The sequence below is a fragment of the Pseudomonas guangdongensis genome (assembly GCF_900105885.1).
GTDB classification, from domain to species: Bacteria; Pseudomonadota; Gammaproteobacteria; order Pseudomonadales; family Pseudomonadaceae; genus Geopseudomonas; species Geopseudomonas guangdongensis.
The window spans coordinates 552,276-572,787 of sequence record NZ_LT629780.1; the positions used below are offsets into that span (position 1 = coordinate 552,276).

The following is a 20,512-nucleotide window of genomic DNA, read 5'->3' on the forward strand; positions in this document are numbered from 1 at the left end:
TCTCCCGCACCTGCCGTTAGTGGCTGGCATTGAAGTCATGGCGGCTATGACCTTGGCCGTACGGTGCCGGATTGCTGCCGTCCAGACGGCCACTCCAGAAGGTCAGCCCCAAGGCAGCCAGTACCACCAAGGCACCAATCCATGCGGTGTGAATCAGCCCGGCAGAGGCAACGACCTCTCCACCCAGCCAGGCACCAGCGGCGATGCCGAGGTTGAAGGCGGCGATGTTCAAGCCCGAAGCCACGTCTACTGCCTGCGGGCTGAAGCGTTCGGCCAGGCGCACGACATAGAGCTGCAGGCCGGGCACGTTGCCGAAGGCTACCGCCCCCCACAACAGCACTGTGCCCAATGCCAGCCAAGGGTTGCTGGCGGTGAAGCTGAACAGCAGCAGCACGCCGGCGAGCAGACCGAAGATCCGTTTGAGTGCGCCGATTGGCCCGCGCTGATCGGCCAACCTGCCGCCCCAGAGATTGCCCACCGCTACCGACACACCGTACACAAGCAGCACCAGACTGACGGCTCCCGCACTGAAACCGCTGACGTTTTGCAGGATCGGCGCCAGGAAGGTGAACGCCGTGAACGTGCCGCCGTAGCCCAGTGCGGTCATGGCATAGACCAGCAGCAGACGCGGCTGCTTGAGTACCGCCAGCTGGGTGAGCAAGGACGCTGGCGGGGCGTGCGGGATCCGGCGCGGAACAAACAGCAGGCTACCGACAAAGGCGATCACGCCAAGCGCGGAAACCGCAAGGAAGGTTTCGCGCCAGCCGAAATGCTGGCCGATGAAGGTGCCCAGCGGCACACCGGTGACCAGCGCCACGGTGAGCCCGGTAAACATGGTGGCGATGGCGCTGGCAGCTTTTTCCTTGGCTACCAGGCTGGTGGCGATGGTCGAGCCAATTGAGAAGAACACGCCGTGCGCCAAGCCGGTGACGATCCGCGCAACGATCAGCGACTCATAACCCGGTGCCTTCCAAGCCAGCAGATTGCCTGCAGTGAACAGAAGCATCAGACCGAGCAACAGCAGCTTGCGGGGTACCTTTCCGCTGAGGGCGGTCAGCAGCGGCGCACCGATGGCGACGCCCAGGGCATACAGGCTGACCAGCAGTCCAGCCGAGGGAATATCGACGCCGAGGTCGGCAGCGATGGTGGGGATAAGGCCAACGATCACGAACTCTGTCGTGCCGATAGCAAAGGCGCTGAGAGTCAGCGCAAGCAGGGCAATAGGCATGGGGGGAACTCCGCCGAGGATTGATGGCGCGCAGTATCCCCGGCAGACTCATGCGGAAAAATCTGCCAAAAACCCAAAGACATTTGACTCGGAGTCAATAATGAAGACCAGCCTGGAAGAAATGCTCGCCTTCGTCAGCGTGGTGGACTGCGGGTCGATCAGCGCGGCTGCCGAGCAACTGCATCTAACTGCGGCCGGGGTGAGTCGCTCCCTCAGTCGTCTGGAAGAAAAGCTTGCGGTGACCCTCCTGCGCCGTACCACCCGGCGCATGGAGCTTACCGAGGAGGGAGCGGTCTTTCTGGGGCAGGCCAGGCGAATTCTGACCAGCGTTGAGGAAGCCGAGGAACAAATGGCGATACGCCGCCAGGTGCCTGCCGGACGCCTGCGGGTGAATACCGCTGCTCCGTTCATGCTGCATGTGATCGTGCCGCTGATCGCCGACTTCCGCGAACGCTATCCCCAGATCGAGCTGGAGCTGAACAGCGATGACCGCTTTATCGACTTGCTTGAGAGGCGTACCGATCTGGCGATACGTATCGGTGCGCTGACCGACTCCAGCCTGCATGCACGATTGCTATGCCATAGTCGCAGGCGTGTGCTGGCCAGTCCCGATTATCTGAAGCATCACGGCGTGCCGCAGTCTGTCGAGGCGTTGACCGGGCACAGCCTGATTGGCTTCTCCGAGCCGGAAAGTCTGAACGAATGGCCGCTGCGCCATGCTCAGGGCGAGTTCTGGAAAATCACTCCCACCTTGCGCGCTTCCAGTGGTGACACGCATCGCGCCCTGGTCTTGGCTGGGCAGGGTCTGGCCTGTCTGTCCGATTTCATGACCGCTGCAGATCTTGCCTGCGGAGATCTTGTTGAAGTGCTACCGGATCAGCGGGTCGAAGTACTGCAGCCCATCAATGCGGTGTATTACCGGAATACCGCATTGGCTTCCCGGATCACTTGCTTTCTGGACTTCCTGAGCGAGCGGATGAAAGGCGACAAGCTCAATCCAGGGCCAGAGCCAGCTGCAGCAGCTCCTCGCGCCACGGCGCCGCCTGCGGCAGGGCGAGGAAGTGCGGGTTGAGGAAGTCGGCGCGCGCCGTATAGGCCAGCGGCGCACCGTGCAGGTCGAGCACCTCGCCGCCGGCGCCTTCCAGCACGCCCTGGGCGGCGGCGGTGTCCCACTGCGAGGTCGGCGCCAGACGCGGATAGCAGTCGGCGGCACCCTCGGCGAGCAGGCAGAACTTCAGCGAACTGCCGACGCCGGCCAGGGCCAGATCGCCGAAGCGTTCGGCCAAGCCGTTCAGCAGACGCTCCTGGGCCGGGCTGGAGTGGCGGCGGCTGGCCACCACGGTGAAGGCCTCGGCCGGCGCCAGGCGCACGCCGATGGGCGCGAGATCGCTGGCGCTGCGGCGCCAGGCGCCCAGTCCGGCGCCGCCGTAGAAGCACAGCCCCTCCGCCGGCACGCCGACCACGCCGAACACCACCCGGCCCGCCTCGATCAGCGCGACATTGACGGTGAATTCGCGGCTGCCGGCGATGAACTCCTTGGTGCCGTCCAGCGGATCGACCAGCCACCAGCGGCTCCAGCGGCGGCGCTCGGCCAGGGGAGTCTCGCAGGCCTCCTCGGAGAGCACCGGAATACCCGCCTCCAGCTGCGCCAGGCCCTCGGCCAGCAGGCGATGGGCGGCCAGGTCGGCGGCGGTGACTGGCGAGGCGTCGGCCTTGGTCGTCACCGCCAGCTCCTGGCGCCAGAACGGCAGGGTCGCCGCACCGGCGCGCTGCACCAGGTCGACCACGGCGGGCAGCAGCGGATGACGCATGGACGGGCTCACGGCTGGAACTCGCCGCGCTGGGTCAGCAGGTCGCGCACCAGGTAGAGCGCGGCCAGGGCGCGGCCCTCGCTGAAGTTCTCGGCCATCGCCAGACGCGAGATGTCGCGCAGGCTGAAGCGCTCGACGCGGATCGCCTCCGGCTCGTCGCCGGGCAGGCGCTCGGGGTACAAATCGCGAGCCAGCACCACCTGGATGCACTGGCTCATGTAGCCCGGCGACAGCGACAGGCCGGTGAGGTGTTCGAGCTGGCGGGCGCCGAAACCGGCTTCCTCCTTCAGCTCGCGGTTGGCGGCGGCCAGCGCGTCCTCGCCCGGCTCGATCAACCCCTTGGGCAGGCTCAGCTCGTAACCGTCGGTGCCGGCGCAGTACTCCTCGATCAGCAGCACCGTCTCGGCGTCCTCCATGGCCACCACCATCACCGCGCCATAGCCCAGCCCGCGACTGAGCAGCCGTTCGTAGGTGCGCTCGACCCCGTTGGCGAAGCGCAGCTGCAGCTCCTCGACGGTGAACAGGCGGCTCTTGGCCACGATGGCGCGGGCGAGAACATCGGGTTTCTGGCGCATATGCGGGACTCCTTGGCGTGGTCGACACGGTATCATAAAGCGCCCTTTTTTCGACTCCCGGCAGCCCGCGCTGCCGCCCTGCCCGAGCCTTCCGCGACCATGCCCCAGCTGCCCTGGAACCAGATCGACACCGTCCTGCTCGACATGGACGGCACGCTGCTCGACCTGCACTTCGACAACCAGTTCTGGCTGCACCACCTGCCGCAGCGCTACGCCGACAAGCACGGCATCGCCCTCGACGCCGCGCTGGCCGAGCTGCTGCCGCTGTTCCAGCGCCACGCCGGCCAGCTCGCCTGGTACTGCCTGGATTTCTGGAGCCGCGAACTGGACCTGCCGGTGCGCGCGCTGAAGGAGGAGATCGCCCACCTGATCGCCCTGCGCCCGGACGCCGACCGCTTCCTCGCCGCCCTGCGCACCGCCGGCAAGCGCGTGGCGCTGATCACCAACGCGCATCGCGACTCGCTGTCGCTGAAGATGGAGCGCATCGAGCTGGCGCCGTACTTCGACCGCCTGATCAGCTCCCACGACTACGGTTTCCCCAAGGAAGACCAGCAGTTCTGGTTCGCCCTGCAGCAGGACTTCGGCTTCGATCCGGCGCGCAGCCTGTTCATCGACGACAGCCTGCCGATCCTGCGCAGCGCCCGCGACTACGGCATCGCCCACCTGCTCGGTGTGCGCCAGCCGGACAGCCGCGGGCCAGCCAAGGACACCGAGGAGTTCGCCGCGCTGACCGACTACCGCCGCCTGCTCGACGGCCTCGCCGCACCCTCGGACGACGCCACACCAGAGCGCTGAGACAGGGCCATATTCGGCAAAGTTCCGCCAAAACAAGGGGAAAATAGAAAAATTTCGAAAAACCTGCCGGTCGTCGGGTGATGCCTTGCCAAGCCCGCGGCAACTGCGCAGGATCGCCGCGACTGCAACCACAGAGTGATAGCTCTCATGAAATACGCACCCCTGCTCCTGCTGTCCCTGAGTCTGGGCGCCGGCTCGGCCTGGGCCGACGGCGATGCCCGCACCGCCATCACCGGCGCGCTCGGCGGGGTTCTCGGTTCGGTCGTCGGCCAGCAGGTCGGCGGCAGCACCGGCGCGGCCATCGGTGCCGGCGTCGGCGGCGCGGCCGGCGGTGCCGTCGGCGCCAACCGCGGCAGCAAGACCGAAGCTGCGATCGGCGGCGGCCTTGGCGCGGCCGGCGGCAACGTGATCGGCAACCAGATGGGCGGCAGCACCGGCGGCCTGATCGGCGCGGCCCTGGGCGGCGCGGTGGGCGGCGGCCTGGGCAACAACATCGGCGACCGCAATACCCGCGAGGAGCGCTACGACGGCCGTCGCGGCTACCGCGAGGTGCATCACCACTACCACGGCAAGAAGCGCAAGCACCGCCACTGGGACGACTAAGCATCCGCCCCGCGTCCGCGCAGCCCGGACGCGGCAGGAGGCAGCGCGGCGCCACCCACGGCGCTGCGCTGATTCCTCACCGCGCAACACATCCACTCGCCACCCACGCTACCCGGCGCCCGCAGCAGGCACTGGCCAAGCTGCCACCGCTTGGGGACACTAGACGCCCTCTTCCCGCCCGAGCGTCCTGTCCATGAGCGAACCGACCCCAGCCCCCTCGCCTTTCGCCGACGCGCCGCTGTCGGCCGCCGAAAGCCGCGTGCTCGGCTGCCTGATCGAAAAGCAGGCCACCACCCCGGAAAGCTATCCGCTGACCCTCAACGCCCTGCAGCAGGCCTGCAACCAGAAGACCAGCCGCGAACCGCTGATGAACCTCGCCGCCGGAGAGATCGGCCAGGCGCTGCGCAGCCTGGAGCAGCGCGGACTGGTCCGCCTGGTGATGGGCAGCCGCGCCGACCGCTGGGAGCAGCGCGCCGACAAGCAGCTGGAGCTGGTCCACCCGCAACTGATCCTGCTCGCCCTGCTGCTGCTGCGCGGACCGCAGACCCTCGGCGAACTGCTGGCGCGCAGCAACCGCCTGCACGCTTTCGACGACACCGAGGAAGTCCGCCACCACCTCGAACGCCTGGCGAACCGCGCCCTGGCCGGCGTGCTGCCGCGCCACGGCGGCCAGCGCGAGGAGCGTTATGTGCAGCGTCTGGGCGATCCGGCCGAGCAGGAAGCCCTGCTCGCCGCCCGCGCCATGGAGGCGCCGGCCGGCACTGCGCAGGAGGAGCGCCTCGCCGCCCTGGAAGCGCGGCTCGCCGAACTGGAGGCGCGCCTGGCCCGCCTGGAGCACGGCGCCGACTGAGCCCGCCCGCCACCGCGACGCGCCGCGAGCCGGCCAGCGTCGACGCTACCGGCGCGGCGCGCACGGGGCGCCGGCAGCGGCCCCGTACAGCGGACTCAGAAACGGTCGCGCAGCACCACCTCGTCGTAGCCGAGACGACCGATGCGCGGCGCTGCCGGCGCGACGCCGCGGCCGATGGCCAGCATCAGGCCGATGCAGTGGTCGGCCGGCAGGTTGATCAGCTGCGCCACGGCGGCGAAGTCGAAGCCGTCCATCGGGCAACTGTCGTAGCCCATGCCGCGCGCGGCGAGCATCAGGGTCTGCGCGGCGATGCCGCAGCTGCGCATCGCCTCGTCGCGCTGGTTCTGCGGCTGGTCGCGGAAGATCCCGTCGATGGCCGGCAGCAGGGCGTCCTGCACCGCCTGCGGCGCGTCCTGCCAGACCCGCGCGGCCTGCTTCTCCCAACTGGCCAGATCGGCACACAGCAGCACCAGCAGGCTGGCGTCGGTGACCTGCGCCTGGTCCCAGGCCACGGCGCGGATCTGCCGGCGCAGCTCGGCGTCTTCCACCACCACGAAGCGCCAGTGCTGCAGGTTGAAGGCGGTCGGCGAGAGCATGGCCAGCTCCAGCAGCTCGCGCTGCTCGGCGGCGCTCAGGCGGTGGGCGGGATCGTAGGCGCGCACGGCGCGGCGCGTGCGGATGGCTTCGAGGGTATCCATGTCTGACTCCTGATGGGCATGGGGGAGCAAAAACGCGGCCCGGGCAACGTTCCGGGCCAGGTGCCGCCCATGAAAAAACCGCCCGAAGGCGGTTTCTTCATGAAGGCTCGCGGCGGATTACAGCTGCGGGCCGGCGTTACGGATGGCGTCGGAGACGTCGAACTTCTTGAAGTTGTCGACGAACAGCGCGGCCAGGGCGCGGGCGGCCTGGTCGTACTCGCTCTTGTCGGCCCAGGTGTTGCGCGGGTTGAGCAGCTGGGTCTCGACGCCGGCGACGGCCTTGGGCACGTCCAGGTTGATGATCGGCAGGTGCTCGGTCTCGGCACCGACCAGCGCGCCGCTCTGGATCGCCGCGATCACCGCGCGGGTGGTCGGGATGTTGAAGCGCTTGCCGACACCGTAGCCGCCACCGGTCCAGCCGGTGTTGACCAGGTAGACCTTGGAACCGAACGCCTTGATGCGCTTGATCAGCAGCTCGGCGTACTCGCCGGCCGGACGCGGGAAGAACGGCGCGCCGAAGCAGGTGGAGAAGGTCGACTTGATGCCGCTGCCGCTGCCCATCTCGGTGGAACCGACCAGCGCGGTGTAGCCGGACAGGAAGTGGTAGGCGGCCTGCTCGTTGTTGAGGATCGACACCGGCGGCAGCACGCCGGTCAGGTCGCAGGTCAGGAAGATCACCGCGTTCGGCTCGCCGCCGAGGTTCTTCTCGGAACGCTTCTCGACGTGCTCCAGCGGGTAGGCGGCACGGCTGTTCTGGGTCAGGCTGCTGTCGGCGTAGTCCGGCTGGCGGCTACGCTCGTCGAGCACCACGTTCTCCAGCACGGCGCCGAACTGGATGGCCTTCCAGATCACCGGCTCGTTCTTCTCGGACAGGTCGATGCACTTGGCGTAGCAGCCGCCCTCGATGTTGAACACCACGCCCTCGCCCCAGCCGTGCTCGTCGTCGCCGATCAGGTAGCGGCTCGGGTCGGCGGACAGGGTGGTCTTGCCGGTGCCGGACAGACCGAAGAACAGGGTGACGTCGCCCTCTTCGCCGATGTTGGCGGCGCAGTGCATCGGCAGCACGTCGGCTTCCGGCAGCAGGAAGTTCTGCACCGAGAACATGGCCTTCTTCATCTCGCCGGCGTAGCGCATGCCGGCGATCAGCACCTTCTTCTGGGCGAAGTTGAGGATCACGCAACCGTCGGAGTTGGTGCCGTCGCGCTCCGGCTCGCAGACGAAGGACGGCACGTTGAGGATGCGCCACTCGCTCTTGCCGGCCGGGTTGAAGGTTTCCGGGTTGATGAACAGGCAGCGGCCGAACAGGTTGTGCCAGGCGGTCTCGGTGCTCATCTTCACCGGCAGGTAGTGCTCGATGGCGGAGCCGACATGCACGTGGGAGACGAAGTGGCTGCGCTCGGCCAGGTAGGCCTCGACGCGGTCCCACAGGGCGTCGAACTTGTCTTCCGGGAACGGACGGTTGATCTTGCCCCAAGCGATCTTCGCCTCGGTGCTCTGCTCCTGGACGATGAAGCGATCCATGGGCGAACGGCCGGTACGGTGACCTGTGCGCACGACCAGCGAACCATTGGCAGCGAGCGAGCCTTCGCCCCGCTGGATGGCCTGCTCGATCAGTTCGGCAACGCTGATATCGGTGTACACGGCAGTATTGGCTTGCGTCATGTGGTCCCCGTCGGCCCGCGGCCGAGTCCTCCAAACGTTGTGTAGTCTGTGCGGAAACAGGCTACAGCGAAAAATTGCGCGCGATTATGCCAGAAAATCCACGGCCCCGGTGCAGTGCACTCAGTGCCGGGTCGGCGACGGTTCGGCAGTGCCGCCGCCGGCGAACAACTGGATGACGTCCGCCGCATCGAATTGGTAACGCGCATTGCAGAACTGGCAGTCGATGGTCACCTCGCCGCCCTGTTCCTCCAGCAACGCGCGGGCGTCGACCTCGCCCAGGCTGACCAGCGCCCGGGCCGAGCGCTCGCGCGAGCAGCTGCAGGCGAATTGTAGCGGCTGGGCGTCGAACAGCCGGACTTCTTCCTGATGGTAGAGACGATGCAGGATGGTCTGGTTGTCCAGCCCCAGCAACTCCTCGTCGCTCAGGGTGTCGGCCAGGGTGACCACATGCTCCCAGCTGGCGGCGCGCGCCTCGGCATCGGGCAGGCGGTCGGCCGGCATCTGCTGCAGCAGCAGGCCGCGGGCGTGGCCAGCGTCGGCGCGCAGCCAGAAGCGGCTGGGCAGCTGCTGGGACAGCGCGAAGTAGCTGGACAGGCACGCGGACAGGCTGTCGCCGTCGAGGCTGACGATGCCCTGGTAGCGCTTGCCGACCTTCGGGTCGACGGTCAGGGTCAGCACGCCCTCGGGCATCAGCTCGCGCAGGCCGCCGGCGTCGGCGCCGATGTCGCTCTCGTAGCGGGCGATGCCGCGGATCTCGCGGTCGCTGGAGCATTCGACCATCAGCAGCGGCAGCGGGCCGCTGGAGCGTGCCTGCAGCACCAGCAGGCCGTCGAACTTGAGGGTGCTGCCGAGCAGCGCGGCGGCAGCGAGCAGCTCGCCGAGCAGCCGGGCGACCGGCTCGGGATAGTCATGCTTGGCAAGCACTTCGGCGTAGCTGCGGTCGAGTTCGACCATCTCGCCGCGGACGTCGTTGTCTTCGAACAGAAAGCGCTGGGTGAAATCGGACATGCCTACTCGCTCACAAGGCCACGGAGGACCACAAAGCTCGCGATTTTAGGCGCAAACCGCGGCGCGACCAAGCATCGCTCGTCTATCGGCCGGCAAGAGGCGCTCTATCGGTGGCGCGCGCGGCATGCGGCGAGAATTAATTCCATCAAGGAATAAGCATATTCCCAAAACATGGTTAAGCCCTCGCGCCTGTGCTACGGTCGCCGCGACCACCATATCCTGTCGCATCCCCCATGCCCCTGCGCGCGCCTTACGCCACGCCGGCGCATGGCATCGCAAGGAGGCTTCTCCATGAACCGCTCCCGCTTGCCCCTGGCAGGCCTGTGCGGCCTGCTGCTGGCGCTGCAGGCCCAAGCCGCCGACGGGCTGAAGATCCATACCCAGGGCGCCGCCAATCCGGCGGCGATGGCCTGCGCCAGCTGTCACGGCGCCGACGGCATGGGCATGGCCGCCGCCGGCTTCCCGCGTCTGGCCGGCCTGTCGGCCGAGTACCTGGCCAAGCAGCTCGCCGACTTCCGCAGCGGCAGCCGCGCCAACCCGATCATGCAGCCGATCGCCGCAGCGCTCAGCGCCGACGAGAGCGCCGCCGTCAGCCAGGCCCTCGCCGCCCTGCCGGCTCCCGAGTACCCGCGCATCCTGCGCTCGGCGCCGGCCGAGAGCCGTGGCGCGGAGCTGGCCCTGCGCGGCGCCTGGGAACGCAACGTGCCCGAATGCGTCTCCTGTCACGGCCCCGGCGGGGTCGGTGTCGGCGACGCCTTCCCGCCGCTGGCCGGGCAGTCCGCCCAGTACCTGGGCGCCCAGCTCAACGCCTGGCGCCAGGGCACCCGCAAGAACGATCCCAACGACCTGATGGGCCATGTCGCCCGCGCGCTCAGCGACGACGAGGTCAAGGCCGTGTCCGACTACTTCGCCGGCCTCGCGCCGCAGGGAGGTGCCCGATGAAACCGTTGCTGCCCGCCTTGCTCGCCCTCGCGGTGAGCACCCCCGTCCTGGCGGCGAAGATCGCCATGGAAGACCAGTCGCAGATTCCCCCGGCGCCGGCCAAGCCGGAGGGCCAGCAGTGGTTCCAGCCGCCGCACGAGCGCGACCTGCCCGACGACGCCTTCGGCCGTCTGGTCCAGCAGGGTCGGGCGATTTTCGTCGATACGCGGAATCAGGCCAGTGAATATGTCGGCAACGGCATGAACTGCACCAACTGCCACCTGGATCAGGGCCGCCAGGCCAACTCCGCGCCGCTGTGGGGCGCCTACACCATGTATCCGGCCTATCGGAAGAAGAACGACAAGGTCAACAGCTACGCCGAGCGCATCCAGGGCTGCTTCCAGTTCAGCATGAACGGCACCGCGCCGCCGGCCGACGGCGCGGTGATCAACGCGCTGACCGCCTACTCCTACTGGATGTCCACCGGCGCGCCGGTCAATCAGAGCCTGCCCGGACGCATGTACCCGGTGATCGCCGAGCCCCAGGGCGGCTACGACCTGGCGCGCGGCAAGCAGGTCTACGCCGAGCAATGCGCGATCTGCCACGGCGACAACGGCCAGGGCCAGAAGTCCGGCGACGACTTCGTGTTCCCGCCGCTGTGGGGCAAGGACTCCTACAACTGGGGTGCCGGCATGCACCGCATCAACACCGCCGCGGCCTTCATCAAGACCAGCATGCCGCTGGGCAAGGGCGGCAGTTTGAGCGACGCCGACGCCTGGCATGTGGCCGCCTACATGAACAGCCACGAGCGCCCGCAGGACCCGCGGCTGGTCGACGGCTCGGTGGAGAAGACCCGCGTCAGGTTCCACGCCAACGACGGCGTCAACCTCTACGGCCAGAAGGTCAACGGCGTGGTGCTCGGCCAGGGCACCCGCTGAATCCCGAACGGCGCTCAGGCGCCGTCGCGGAACTGGTGGATCTGCCGGCGCTGCTTCTTGCTCGGCCGGCCCTCGGTCTGCACGCCCAGCGCACCGGCCTGGCGCAGCGCCTGGGCCTGCTCGCGGCGGGCGAGGCTGTCGGCGGTTTCCTCGTAGAGCTGCTGGGCCTCGGGCGCGCCGCGACGCACCATCGACAGCGCACGGACGATCACCGTGCGCTCGTCGAAACCGCAGCGCACGGTGAGTTCGTCGCCGATCCTCGGCTCCTTCGACGGCTTGCAACGTTCGCCACGGCAATGCACCTTGCCGCCCTCGATGGCGGCCTTGGCCAACGCGCGGGTCTTGTAGAACCGCGCCGCCCACAGCCATTTGTCCAGTCGGACCTTGTCGTCGTTATCGCTCATCTCGCCTTCCTGTCGGTATGCCGCCGCCGTGCGCGGCGCCTTGCTGCAACGCAATAGCCGGCGCTGCGGCGCTTGCGCATAATGCCAGCTGCACGCCCGCGCCGGCACACCCGCAGCGCGGCCCCTGTCCCGAGGCAGCATCGTCATGCGCAAGCGCCACTGGCCGATCCTCATCTGCATCGCACTCTGCGCCGCCTCCGCCGCCCAGGCGGCGCCGCTCGTCGAGCTGAACGCCTCGCAGCGCGCCTACCTGCAGGCGCACCCGACGCTGCCGCTGTGCGTCGACCCGGACTGGTGGCCGTTCGAGATCATCGACAAGCACGGCCGCCATGCCGGCATCGCCGCCGAACTGATCGGGATCATCGCCGCACGCACCGGCCTGCAGATCGCCCTGCAGCACACCGACAGCTGGGAGGACAGCCTGCGCGCCTCGCAGGCCGGCCGGTGCCTGGCGCTGAGTTTTCTCAACAGCACGCCCGACCGCGAGCAATGGCTGATCTTCACCGCCCCGCTGCTCAGCGATCCCAACGTGATCATCACCCGCGAGGAGCACCCGTTCGTCTCCGACATCGCCAGCCTCAGGGGCAAGCGCATCGCCCTGCCGCGCGGCACCGCGATGGCCGAGCGCGTCGCCCGCGACTTTCCCAACCTGAGCATCGTATTCACCGACTCCGAGCGCGAGGCGCTGGCGCTGGTCGCCGAGCGCAAGGTCGACATGACCCTGCGCTCGCTGATCGTCGCCGCCCACACCATCAAGGCCGAGGGCTGGTTCAGCCTGAAGATCTCCGGGCAGATTCCCGGCTACGACAACCAGCTGCGCATGGGCGTGCTGAAGTCCGAGCAGACCCTGCGCGAGATCCTCGACCTGGGTATCGCCAGCCTCAGCGAGGCCGAGCACCGGCAGATCGTCGACCGCCATGTGCCGATCCAGATGGTCACCCGCGAGGTCACCGACTACACCGTGGTGGCCTGGCTGGGCCTGGTGCTGGCCGCGGTGCTGGCTACCAGCCTGCTGTGGATGAGCCGCCTGCGCAGCCTCAACCGCCAGCTCAGGAACCAGGCCGAGACCGACGCGCTGACCGGGCTGCCCAACCGCAATGCCCTCAACGCCTCCTTCGAGCTGGATGTGGCCCGCGCGCAGCGCTTTTGCCGCCCGCTGTCGGTGATCCTCCTCGATATCGACCACTTCAAGGCGGTCAACGACGACTTCGGCCATCTCACCGGCGACAAGGTGCTGGTCGAGTGCGGCCAGCTGATCAAGGCCCAGCTGCGCACCGTGGACAGCGTGTGCCGCTGGGGCGGCGAGGAATTCCTGGTGATCTGCCAGGAAACGACGCCCGAGCAGGCCTGGCAACTGGCCGAGCGCCTGCTGCTGCAGGTGCGCGGCCATACCTTCCCCTGTCCGCGCCAGCTGACCGCCAGCGCCGGGGTCGCCACGGTGCGCGCCGGCGACAGCGCCGCCGGCCTGGTGCAGCGCGCCGACGAGGCGCTGTATGCGGCCAAGCACGGCGGGCGCGACCAGGTCGGACTGATCGGCCACTGCGAATCCTATGTCAACTGAGCCCGGTCGCCGCAACGCGCCCGGCGCTCGCCCATCCCCCCACGGAGGCCGGCCTGCATGAAAACCTTCGACCACCTGGCCGTGATCGGCCTGCGCGAGTGGATCGCCCTGCCCGAGCTGGGCCTGGCGCGGCTGCGCGCCAAGATCGACACCGGCGCCGCCACCTCGACCCTGCACGCCAGCGACATCGAGCCGTTCGAGCGCGACGGCCAGCGCTGGGTGCGCTTCACCGCCCACCTCGGCAGCCGGGTGCAGCGTCAGCACCGCCAGCGCGAGGCGCTGCTGGTCGACCTGAAGACCATCCGCAGCTCCACCGGGCATACCCAGACCCGCTACGTGATTCGCACCGAGCTGGTGCTCGGCGACCGCCATTGGCCTGTAGAATTCACCCTGGCCTGCCGCCAGACCATGCGCTATCGCGTGCTGCTCGGCGCCAAGGCGCTGATCGCCGGCCAGCTGGTAGTCAACCCCGCTCTCGCCTACGTCCAGGGCAAGCCGCAACTGGCGGTGCCCGCAACCCTCTCAGGTGTCCGATGAAGATCGCCGTGCTGTCGCGCAACCCGCGCCTGTATTCCACCCGCCGCCTGGTCGAGGCCGGTCGCGCCCGCGGGCACGAGATGCAGGTCATCGACACCCTGCGCGCCTACATGAACATCGCCAGCCACAAGCCGCAGATCCACTACCGCGGCCAGGCGCTGGAGGGCTTCGATGCGGTGATCCCGCGGATCGGCGCCTCGGTGACCTTCTACGGCTGCGCGGTGCTGCGCCAGTTCGAGATGATGGGCGTGTTCCCGCTCAACGAGTCGGTGGCGATCAGCCGCTCGCGCGACAAGCTGCGCTCGCTGCAGCTGCTGTCGCGCAAGGGCATCGGCCTGCCGGTGACCGGCTTCGCCCACTCCCCCGACGACATCCCCGACCTGATCCAGATGGTCAACGGCGCGCCGCTGGTGATCAAGGTGCTGGAAGGCACCCAGGGCATCGGCGTGGTGCTGTGCGAGACGGAAAAGGCCGCCGAGTCGGTGATCGAGGCGTTCATGGGCCTCAAGCAGAACATCATGGTGCAGGAGTACATCAAGGAAGCCGGCGGCGCCGACATCCGCTGCTTCGTGGTCGGCAACAAGGTGATCGCGGCGATGAAGCGTCAAGCCAAGCCCGGCGAATTCCGCTCCAACCTGCACCGCGGCGGCACCGCCAGCCTGATCAAGATCACCCCCGAGGAGCGCATGACCGCGATCCGCGCGGCCAAGGCCATGGGCCTGGGCGTGGCCGGGGTCGACATCCTGCGCTCCAACCACGGCCCGCTGGTGATGGAGGTCAACTCCTCGCCGGGCCTGGAGGGCATCGAGACCACCACCGGCCAGGACGTGGCGGCGATGATCATCCAGCACATCGAGGAGCATGCCCGGCCCAACCAGACGCGGACCAAGGGCCGGGGCTGAGCCGGATCAGGCAACTCCCGACCGAGGATGGTCGGGCCGGGGGGCGCTCCCACGCGGCATCCCGCCAGAGACGCCATAACCGCTCCTCGCGGGGCGCCTGCTGGCGCCGCGCGCAAACTGTCGGCGGAAGACGCCGCAACACCATCCCCGGGGGCTTCACCGCGTCATCCATGACGCCGAGACTTCCGCGGCCACAGCGTTCGGGTCCGCCTACGCCGCATCGCGCGGCAGCAACAGCCCCAGCGGCAGGCGCACCCGCGCCTCCACCCCGCCGCCGGCGCGGTTGCGCAGCTCGACGCTGCCGCCGTGCTGGGCGGCGATGCGCTTGACGATGGCCAGCCCAAGGCCGGTGCCCTTGCCGCTGCGCGCGCGGTCGCCGCGGATGAAGGGGTTGAAGATGCTGTCCAGCTCGGCCGGATCGATGCCCGGACCGCGATCCAGCACGCTGAGCACCACATAGGGCGCGGCATGGCCGCCGGACAGGCTGGAGCACACCTCGACGCCGCTGCCGCCATGGCGCAGGGCGTTCTCCATCAGGTTGGCGAGCAGGCGCTTGATCGACACCCGGCGCAGCGGCATGGCCGGCAGCGCCTCCAGACACAGGCGCACGCGCTCCTCGCTCTGGTTGAGCGGCGCGGCCACCTCGCGCACCAGATCGTTGAGGTCGAGCTCCTCCAGCGGCTCGTCGCGGCCGTCGCGGATGAAGGCGAGGAACTGGTCGAGGATCGCATCCATGTCCTCGATGTCGCGGACCATGTCCTCGGTCAGCTCGTGGTCGCCGCGCAGCAGCTCCAGGGACAGGCGCAGGCGGGTCAGCGGGGTGCGCAGGTCGTGTGACACTCCGGCGAGCATCAGCTCGCGCTCGCGGGCGGCCTGCTCGACATCCTCGGCCATCTGGTTGAAGGCGCGGTACAGCTCGGTCATCTCGCTGGGCGTGTCGCTCACCGGCAGGCGCACGCTGCGCCCGCGGCCGATCTGCCGGGCGGCGAACACCAGGCGCTTGAGCGGCAGGCTGAGCAGGCGCACGAAGATCCACGCCGAGGCGGTGGACAGCAGGCCGATGGCCAGGAACCAGCCGAGCACGCTCCAGATCCGCTGCACCTTGAGCGGATAGGGATACAGCGGCACCTCCACCCAGTCCGGGCCGAGACTCGGCGCCAGCACCCAGAGGCGCGGCGTGCGGGCCGCGCGCATGCGCAACTGGGCGTCCGCGCCCAGCTCCTGGCGCATCTGCGCCTCGAACACCTCGGTGTAGGGCCAGTGGTATTCGCCGGCGGGCACCTCGTCGTGGCGCAGCTGGCGCAGGCCGGTGGCGGCGGCGATCACCGGCCGCGAATCCGGATCGGCCGCCCAGTAGGCGCGCAGGGTCAGCGCGGTGCCATGGCTGTACTGGCGGTCGACCAGCATGTCCTCGTTCATCAGCAGGTAGACCAGGGTCAGCGCCTTGGAGAACAGCACCACCAGCAGCACCAGCCAGAGCGTGCGGGCGAACACGCTCTGCGGAAACCAGACAGGGGTTCTCACTTGCGCGCGCTGCCGTCCGGCACGAACACGTAGCCGACACCCCAGACGGTCTGGATGTAGCGCGGCTTGGAGGGATCGGGCTCGATCAGCCGGCGCAGGCGGGAAATCTGCACGTCGATGGAGCGCTCCAGGGCATCCCACTCGCGGCCGCGCGCCAGGCTCATCAGCTTGTCGCGGGTCAGCGGCTCGCGGGCATGCTGGACCAGCGCCTTGAGCACGGCGAACTCGCCGGTGGTGAGCATGTGCACTTCGCCGCCGCGCTTGAGTTCGCGGGTGCCGAGGTTCAGCTCGTAGTCGCCGAAGCTGACGCTTTCCTCCTCGCTGCCCGGCGCGCCCGGCACCACCGGCGCCTGGCGGCGCAGCACGGCCTTGATCCGTGCCAGCAGCTCGCGCGGATTGAACGGCTTGGCCAGGTAGTCGTCGGCGCCCAGCTCCAGGCCCTGGATGCGGCTGGCCTCGTCGCCCTTGGCGGTGAGCATGATGATCGGCACCTGGTTGTTGCCCTCGCGCAGGCGCCGGCAGGCCGACAGGCCGTCCTCGCCGGGCATCATCAGGTCGAGCACCACCAGACTGAACAGCTCGCGGGCCAGCAGGCGATCCATCTGCTCGACGTTCTCCACGCTGCGCACGCGAAAGCCTTCCTCGTCGAGGAAGCGCTCCAACAGGCGACGCAGACGGGCGTCGTCGTCGACGATCAGGATCTTTTCGCCTTCCGGCGCGGTGCTGGCAGTGTGGCTCATCGAGAGTCCTCGCAAATGTCCGGGCGATTATGAACCAGCCGTCCGGGCCGGTCGGGTGGCCTTTGTTAGCAGATTTTACGCGAGGACGGGGCTGGCGCGCCGCGCCGGACGGCTCCGTGGGGGGAGCCGTCCGGCGCGGCGGAAATGGTGCGCGGCTACTTGAAGTCGGCGTAGGGGATCAGCGGTTCCGGCGCCATGCGCAGGTTGCCCTGCCAGGGCTCGAAGCTGTAGCGCAGGTAGAGCAGCGCATGGTTGGGCGCATAGTCCTCGCTGCGCTGCAGGGTCAGGCCGGCGCCGACGATCCAGTGGTCGCTGAGGCGCCGCTCGACCAGTGCGTTGACCCGGTAGCCGACCGCGCTGCTGCGATCGCCGGCGGTGGCGAAGTTGTCGAGCGGGAAGAGCGCCGGCGCCGACTGGCCATTCAGCTCGGCCAGCGGTCCGGCGATCAGGCTGTGCAGCGGATAGCGCTCGCTGGCGTCGCTGCGCGCCTGCGACCAGCTCAGCGAGCCTTCCAGCAGCACCGACCAGTCGGCGTTGCGCCAGGCGTAGCTGACCGGCACGCCCAGCGAGACGTAGCGCTGCGGGCTGTAGTAGCCGCCCTGGCCCAGGTAGTAGTCGCCCAGGTCCTTGTCGTAGCTCCAGTAGATGCCGGTCAGGCCGGTGCGCAGGCGCTGGTCGGCGCGGTCGATGAGCTTGTAGTAGTAGCCGGCCATCAGCGTGGTGCGCTGGTTGTCGGCGACGTTCTTGCCGCGCAGCCAGTGCTGGCCGACCTGCGCCCAGACGCCGTGCGCGCCGCCCTGGTCGTAGCTGAGGCCGAGGCTGGCGCCGTTGGCGGTGACCCCGCCCCAGCGGATGCCGGTACGCGGGTCGACCACGCCGGCGTAGGACAGCAGCGAGTTGCTCAGCGGCCGCCGCGACACGGTCAGCGACCAGCCAAGGCCGGCATAGTCCCAGTCGTAGCTCACCCCGCCCAGCCAGTTGCCCACCTCGAACCCCTGGGGCGAGCGGCCGAGATCGACGGCCAGGCGCTCGTTGCGCCAGCCCACGGCGAAGGCCGCGCCGCTGTCGCGCTGGCCGCCGCCGGCGCAGCCGGCCAGGGCCTGGAAGCTGCCGCTGCTGTCGCGGCCCTGGAAGTTGCAGGTGCCGAAGCCTTCGGTATGCAGGCCGGCGGCGTCGGTATCGAAGCGCCCGGCATCCATGTCCACCTGCTCGACCCGCGCGAAGGCCTGGCCGCCGGCCAGCGGCCAGTCGGCCTGGACGATGGTGGTCTGGGTGGTCAGGTCGGACAGCCCCGGCGTCACGTCGTCGCTGCGCCAGGCGTAGTCGTGCTGCACGCGCAGGGTCGGGTTCTCGCGTTGGTAGAGGCTGTCGACGTCGCTGCGCAGGCTGCGCCGCAGCCAGTCGTCCTCGTCGCGGGCGCGGCTGGCCATAGTCAGCGCGCGGTCGTCGCGCAGGCTGCTCGCCCCCGGCGCCAGCAGGCCGGCATCGCCCATCGCCCGGGCGTAGGAATCCAGCGCCCGCTGCGGCTGGATCGAGGCCAGCAGCCGCGCGTGGTCGCGGTGCAGCAGGGCGTCCGGCGCCCGCTGTTCGGTCGCCAGCTGCGCGAACTGCGCGCGGGCGCGCTGCGGCTCGCCGACCGCCGCCCAGGCGTTGGCCAGCCGCCGGCGGGCGTTGATCTGCTCCGCGGCGAACTGCGGCTCGCCCTGCTGCAGCGCCTGCCGGGCGCGCGCCGTCTCGCCGAGGGCCAGCCAGCTTTCGATCTGCCCGAGGCGCGCATCGGCCTGCGCCGGGTCGCGCTGCAGGGCCTGCGCGTAGAGGCGCAGCGCCTCGCGGTGGTCGTTGCGCTGCTGGGCCCAGTCGGCGATCAGCAGCAGGTCGTCCTGGGGCAGCGGCGCCGTACCGGCTTCGCGCTGCAGCAGGGCGATCGCCGCCGGCTCCTGGCCGGCGCTGCGCAGCGCCTCGGCGCGGGCGCGCAGGTAGCGGCGCTCCAGGCGTTCGGCGAGGGCGTGCATGTCCGCCGTCCACTGCCCGCGGGGAATCGCCTCCAGGCTGTTCAGCGCGCTGGCGTCGCGCCCGCTGGCGGCCAGATGCAGGCCGTGGGCGTAGCGCGCCGTCGGGTTGCCGCCCTGACGGGCGAGCAGGCGGGCGAAGGCGGCGTCGCTCTCGGCATGGCGCTGCTGCTCGCGCAGGCTGGCGGCCAGCTGGTAGGCCAGCCAGGGATCGTCCGGGTCCAGCGTCTGGGCCTGACCGAGCAGGCTGCTGGCCTGCGCCCAGTCGCGGGCGTTCTGCGCGGCCTCGCCGCGGCGCCTGAGGTCGTTCAGCTGCAGGGCGCGCCGCTGCGCGGCGAAGCGCTGCTGCTGCGCCGGCGGCAGGGCATCGAGCCAGGCGCGGGCCTTGTCCGGCGACTGCTGCTGGTACAGCACCAGCAGCTTGCGCAGCACCTCTTCGTTACCCGGCTCCAGAGTGCGGGCCTGCAGCAGCAGCCGCTCGGCCTCGGCGCCGGCGCCGCGCGCCTGGGCCACGTCGCTCAGCCCCAGCAGCGCATTCACTTCGCGCGGCTGCTGGCGCCGGGCCTGGCGGTACAGCGCATCGGCCTGATCGATGCGGCCGGCGGCCAGGGCCTCGCTGCCGCGCTGCAGGGTCATCCAGTAACGGTTGCTGGCCTGCAGGTCCTGCCACTTGTCGATGCGCCGGCTGTCCTGGTCCCAGCGCAGCGCGTTGCGCAGCGACCGTTCGGCGGCCTCGCGCTGGCCAAGGCGGATCTGCGCCAGCCCCAGCGCGCCGTGCCAGCCGCCATCCTGGGGAAAGGCGCGCAGGGCGGCCTGCAGCTGGGCCGCCGCCTCGGCGTTGCGTCCGGCTTCGAGCAGCGCTTCGCCGCGCTGGCCAGCCTGCCAGCCGGGATTGGCCAGCAGGGCGCGCTGGCGTTGCAGTTCGGCGCTCGCCTCGGCGCGCTGCGGCGCATCGGGGTAGTGTTCGAGGAACGACTGCCAGGCGGCCGCGCTGGCGCGGCTCGGCGCGCGCTCGCGCAACTGGTCGAACTCGCGCTGCATCGCCGCGGCGCGCGCCGCCGGGTCGCTGCCCATGCGCCGCAGCACCTGGATCGCCTCGTCGTCACGCGACTCGGCGAACAGCAGGCTGGCCAGCTGGCGGCGCAGCGCGGCGCTGCCCGGGTACTGGCGATCCAGCGCCTGCAGGTAGGTGATGGCCAGCGGGCGCTGGCCATCCACCGCGCCGCGCTGCTGCCAGTATTCGAGGGCCAGCTCCAGGCTCGGCGGGTGACCGGCGAACAGGGCGTCATAGGCGACCAGCGCCTCGTCGCGCCGGCCGGCGGCACCGAGCAGGCGCGCCTGCTGCAATTGCTGCTGGCCCTGCGGCTGGCTCAGGCGCAGCAGCGCTTCGCCCTGATGCAGCTGCGGCGAATTCGGCGCCGCCGCGCGCAGGCGTTGCAGCCACTGCTCGGCGCGCGCGCCGTCCTGTTCGCGCAGCGCCAGGCGCAGGGCGGCCAGTTGGCCTTCGGCGCTGTCCGGGGCCAGTTGCTGCAGGCGCGTCAGCGCGTCGCGAACCAGATCGTCGCGCTGGCGCGCCTCGCCGGTGCGTACCCGCTCCAGCAGCAGCTCGGCCTGGCGCTGACGCTCGTCCGGCTGGGCGGCCAGCAGGAAGGGCGCCGTGCCCAGCACCAGCAGCAGACAGCCCAGCTCCCTTTTCTTGTGCATCGCATTCTCCCCGGCCGGCCTGCGCCGGCCTCAGACATCCGG

The 20,512-nt window shown here is 69.6% G+C and carries 18 protein-coding genes and 1 pseudogene; 9 read left to right on the forward strand and 10 right to left on the reverse strand.

Features of this window, described 5'->3' with window-relative positions; all coding sequences use genetic code 11:
• Positions 1-16 precede the first annotated feature (16 nt).
• Positions 17-1,228, reverse strand: coding sequence for an MFS transporter (locus tag BLU22_RS02710; RefSeq protein WP_090211932.1), 1,212 nt, complete (start codon positions 1,226-1,228; stop codon positions 17-19).
• 100 nt (positions 1,229-1,328) lie between these two features.
• Here BLU22_RS02710 and BLU22_RS02715 point away from each other — a divergent pair.
• Positions 1,329-2,207: pseudogene (locus tag BLU22_RS02715) on the forward strand (LysR substrate-binding domain-containing protein); the annotation flags it as partial.
• Between the two features lie 13 nt (positions 2,208-2,220).
• Here the strand turns inward: BLU22_RS02715 and cysQ are convergent.
• Together cysQ and nudE are read right to left on the reverse strand one after the other, a co-directional pair.
• The gene (cysQ, locus tag BLU22_RS02720; RefSeq protein WP_090211935.1) at positions 2,221-3,039 is read right to left on the reverse strand and encodes a 3'(2'),5'-bisphosphate nucleotidase CysQ; all 819 of its coding nucleotides are present in this window, start codon (positions 3,037-3,039) and stop codon (positions 2,221-2,223) included.
• 8 nt (positions 3,040-3,047) lie between these two features.
• Entirely contained in the window at positions 3,048-3,614 is a 567-nt protein-coding gene (nudE, locus tag BLU22_RS02725; protein ID WP_090211937.1) for an ADP compounds hydrolase NudE, read from the reverse strand.
• 99 nt (positions 3,615-3,713) lie between these two features.
• Between nudE and yrfG the strand changes: the two genes are divergently transcribed.
• From yrfG to BLU22_RS02740, 3 genes are all read left to right on the forward strand, one after another.
• The gene (gene yrfG / locus BLU22_RS02730; protein ID WP_090211939.1) at positions 3,714-4,409 is read left to right on the forward strand and encodes a GMP/IMP nucleotidase; all 696 of its coding nucleotides are present in this window, start codon (positions 3,714-3,716) and stop codon (positions 4,407-4,409) included.
• Between the two features lie 147 nt (positions 4,410-4,556).
• A complete protein-coding gene (locus tag BLU22_RS02735; RefSeq protein ID WP_090211940.1) occupies positions 4,557-5,012 on the forward strand; it encodes a hypothetical protein in 456 nt (151 codons plus the stop codon).
• Positions 5,013-5,205: 193 nt separating this feature from the next.
• On the forward strand, positions 5,206-5,862 hold the full coding sequence (locus BLU22_RS02740; protein ID WP_090211942.1) for a YceH family protein: 657 nt from the start codon (positions 5,206-5,208) through the stop codon (positions 5,860-5,862).
• A gap of 95 nt (positions 5,863-5,957) precedes the next feature.
• On the opposite strand, the gene BLU22_RS02745 is transcribed toward BLU22_RS02740, so the two are convergent.
• The 3 genes from BLU22_RS02745 to hslO all read right to left on the reverse strand — a co-directional run bounded on the left by BLU22_RS02745 (position 5,958) and on the right by hslO (position 9,230).
• On the reverse strand, positions 5,958-6,560 hold the full coding sequence (locus tag BLU22_RS02745; RefSeq protein WP_090211943.1) for a nitroreductase family protein: 603 nt from the start codon (positions 6,558-6,560) through the stop codon (positions 5,958-5,960).
• Positions 6,561-6,677: 117 nt separating this feature from the next.
• Positions 6,678-8,222, reverse strand: coding sequence for a phosphoenolpyruvate carboxykinase (locus tag BLU22_RS02750; protein ID WP_090211945.1), 1,545 nt, complete (start codon positions 8,220-8,222; stop codon positions 6,678-6,680).
• Between the two features lie 120 nt (positions 8,223-8,342).
• Entirely contained in the window at positions 8,343-9,230 is an 888-nt protein-coding gene (hslO, locus tag BLU22_RS02755; RefSeq protein WP_090211946.1) for an Hsp33 family molecular chaperone HslO, read from the reverse strand.
• Positions 9,231-9,521: 291 nt separating this feature from the next.
• On the opposite strand from hslO, the gene BLU22_RS02760 reads away from it, so the two are divergent.
• Both BLU22_RS02760 and BLU22_RS02765 read left to right on the forward strand, forming a co-directional pair.
• A complete protein-coding gene (locus BLU22_RS02760) occupies positions 9,522-10,172 on the forward strand; it encodes a c-type cytochrome (protein ID WP_090211948.1) in 651 nt (216 codons plus the stop codon).
• Positions 10,169-11,089: a c-type cytochrome gene (locus tag BLU22_RS02765; protein ID WP_090211950.1), complete on the forward strand. Its 921-nt coding sequence runs from the start codon at positions 10,169-10,171 to the stop codon at positions 11,087-11,089. Before BLU22_RS02760 ends, BLU22_RS02765 begins: the two co-directional genes overlap by 4 nt.
• A gap of 14 nt (positions 11,090-11,103) precedes the next feature.
• On the opposite strand, the gene BLU22_RS02770 is transcribed toward BLU22_RS02765, so the two are convergent.
• Positions 11,104-11,493 carry an RNA-binding S4 domain-containing protein gene (locus BLU22_RS02770; RefSeq protein ID WP_090211951.1) on the reverse strand — a complete coding sequence of 130 codons (390 nt, stop codon included), beginning with the start codon at positions 11,491-11,493 and terminating at the stop codon, positions 11,104-11,106.
• Between the two features lie 145 nt (positions 11,494-11,638).
• Here BLU22_RS02770 and BLU22_RS02775 point away from each other — a divergent pair, with 145 nt between their 5' ends.
• The 3 genes from BLU22_RS02775 to rimK are packed head-to-tail and all read left to right on the forward strand — an operon-like array spanning position 11,639 to position 14,493.
• On the forward strand, positions 11,639-13,054 hold the full coding sequence (locus tag BLU22_RS02775) for a diguanylate cyclase (RefSeq protein WP_090211953.1): 1,416 nt from the start codon (positions 11,639-11,641) through the stop codon (positions 13,052-13,054).
• 57 nt (positions 13,055-13,111) lie between these two features.
• Positions 13,112-13,591 carry a retropepsin-like aspartic endopeptidase RimB gene (gene rimB / locus BLU22_RS02780; protein ID WP_090211954.1) on the forward strand — a complete coding sequence of 160 codons (480 nt, stop codon included), beginning with the start codon at positions 13,112-13,114 and terminating at the stop codon, positions 13,589-13,591.
• The gene (gene rimK / locus BLU22_RS02785) at positions 13,588-14,493 is read left to right on the forward strand and encodes a 30S ribosomal protein S6--L-glutamate ligase (RefSeq protein WP_090211956.1); all 906 of its coding nucleotides are present in this window, start codon (positions 13,588-13,590) and stop codon (positions 14,491-14,493) included. Before rimB ends, rimK begins: the two co-directional genes overlap by 4 nt.
• Positions 14,494-14,703: 210 nt before the next feature.
• Here rimK and BLU22_RS02790 read toward each other — a convergent pair whose 3' ends face one another.
• The 3 genes from BLU22_RS02790 to bcsC form a co-directional block, all read right to left on the reverse strand.
• On the reverse strand, positions 14,704-16,017 hold the full coding sequence (locus tag BLU22_RS02790; protein WP_090211958.1) for an ATP-binding protein: 1,314 nt from the start codon (positions 16,015-16,017) through the stop codon (positions 14,704-14,706).
• Positions 16,014-16,757, reverse strand: coding sequence for an osmolarity response regulator transcription factor OmpR (ompR, locus tag BLU22_RS02795; protein ID WP_090211959.1), 744 nt, complete (start codon positions 16,755-16,757; stop codon positions 16,014-16,016). Before ompR ends, BLU22_RS02790 begins: the two co-directional genes overlap by 4 nt.
• Positions 16,758-16,912: 155 nt before the next feature.
• Positions 16,913-20,470, reverse strand: a complete 3,558-nt coding sequence (gene bcsC / locus BLU22_RS02800; protein ID WP_090211961.1) for a cellulose synthase complex outer membrane protein BcsC — start codon at positions 20,468-20,470, stop codon at positions 16,913-16,915.
• Between the last annotated feature and the right edge of the window lie 42 nt (positions 20,471-20,512).

What these genes read in the sequence shown, in the direction of transcription:
- BLU22_RS02710 (WP_090211932.1), bottom strand. Translation starts at nt 1,228, where the DNA reads ATGCCTATTGCCCTGCTTGCGCTGACTCTCAGCGCCTTTGCTATCGGC.
- cysQ (WP_090211935.1), bottom strand. Translation starts at nt 3,039, where the DNA reads ATGCGTCATCCGCTGCTGCCCGCCGTGGTCGACCTGGTGCAGCGCGCC.
- nudE (WP_090211937.1), bottom strand. Translation starts at nt 3,614, where the DNA reads ATGCGCCAGAAACCCGATGTTCTCGCCCGCGCCATCGTGGCCAAGAGC.
- yrfG (WP_090211939.1), top strand. Translation starts at nt 3,714, where the DNA reads ATGCCCCAGCTGCCCTGGAACCAGATCGACACCGTCCTGCTCGACATG.
- BLU22_RS02735 (WP_090211940.1), top strand. Translation starts at nt 4,557, where the DNA reads ATGAAATACGCACCCCTGCTCCTGCTGTCCCTGAGTCTGGGCGCCGGC.
- BLU22_RS02740 (WP_090211942.1), top strand. Translation starts at nt 5,206, where the DNA reads ATGAGCGAACCGACCCCAGCCCCCTCGCCTTTCGCCGACGCGCCGCTG.
- BLU22_RS02745 (WP_090211943.1), bottom strand. Translation starts at nt 6,560, where the DNA reads ATGGATACCCTCGAAGCCATCCGCACGCGCCGCGCCGTGCGCGCCTAC.
- BLU22_RS02750 (WP_090211945.1), bottom strand. Translation starts at nt 8,222, where the DNA reads ATGACGCAAGCCAATACTGCCGTGTACACCGATATCAGCGTTGCCGAA.
- hslO (WP_090211946.1), bottom strand. Translation starts at nt 9,230, where the DNA reads ATGTCCGATTTCACCCAGCGCTTTCTGTTCGAAGACAACGACGTCCGC.
- BLU22_RS02760 (WP_090211948.1), top strand. Translation starts at nt 9,522, where the DNA reads ATGAACCGCTCCCGCTTGCCCCTGGCAGGCCTGTGCGGCCTGCTGCTG.
- BLU22_RS02765 (WP_090211950.1), top strand. Translation starts at nt 10,169, where the DNA reads ATGAAACCGTTGCTGCCCGCCTTGCTCGCCCTCGCGGTGAGCACCCCC.
- BLU22_RS02770 (WP_090211951.1), bottom strand. Translation starts at nt 11,493, where the DNA reads ATGAGCGATAACGACGACAAGGTCCGACTGGACAAATGGCTGTGGGCG.
- BLU22_RS02775 (WP_090211953.1), top strand. Translation starts at nt 11,639, where the DNA reads ATGCGCAAGCGCCACTGGCCGATCCTCATCTGCATCGCACTCTGCGCC.
- rimB (WP_090211954.1), top strand. Translation starts at nt 13,112, where the DNA reads ATGAAAACCTTCGACCACCTGGCCGTGATCGGCCTGCGCGAGTGGATC.
- rimK (WP_090211956.1), top strand. Translation starts at nt 13,588, where the DNA reads ATGAAGATCGCCGTGCTGTCGCGCAACCCGCGCCTGTATTCCACCCGC.
- ompR (WP_090211959.1), bottom strand. Translation starts at nt 16,757, where the DNA reads ATGAGCCACACTGCCAGCACCGCGCCGGAAGGCGAAAAGATCCTGATC.
- bcsC (WP_090211961.1), bottom strand. Translation starts at nt 20,470, where the DNA reads ATGCACAAGAAAAGGGAGCTGGGCTGTCTGCTGCTGGTGCTGGGCACG.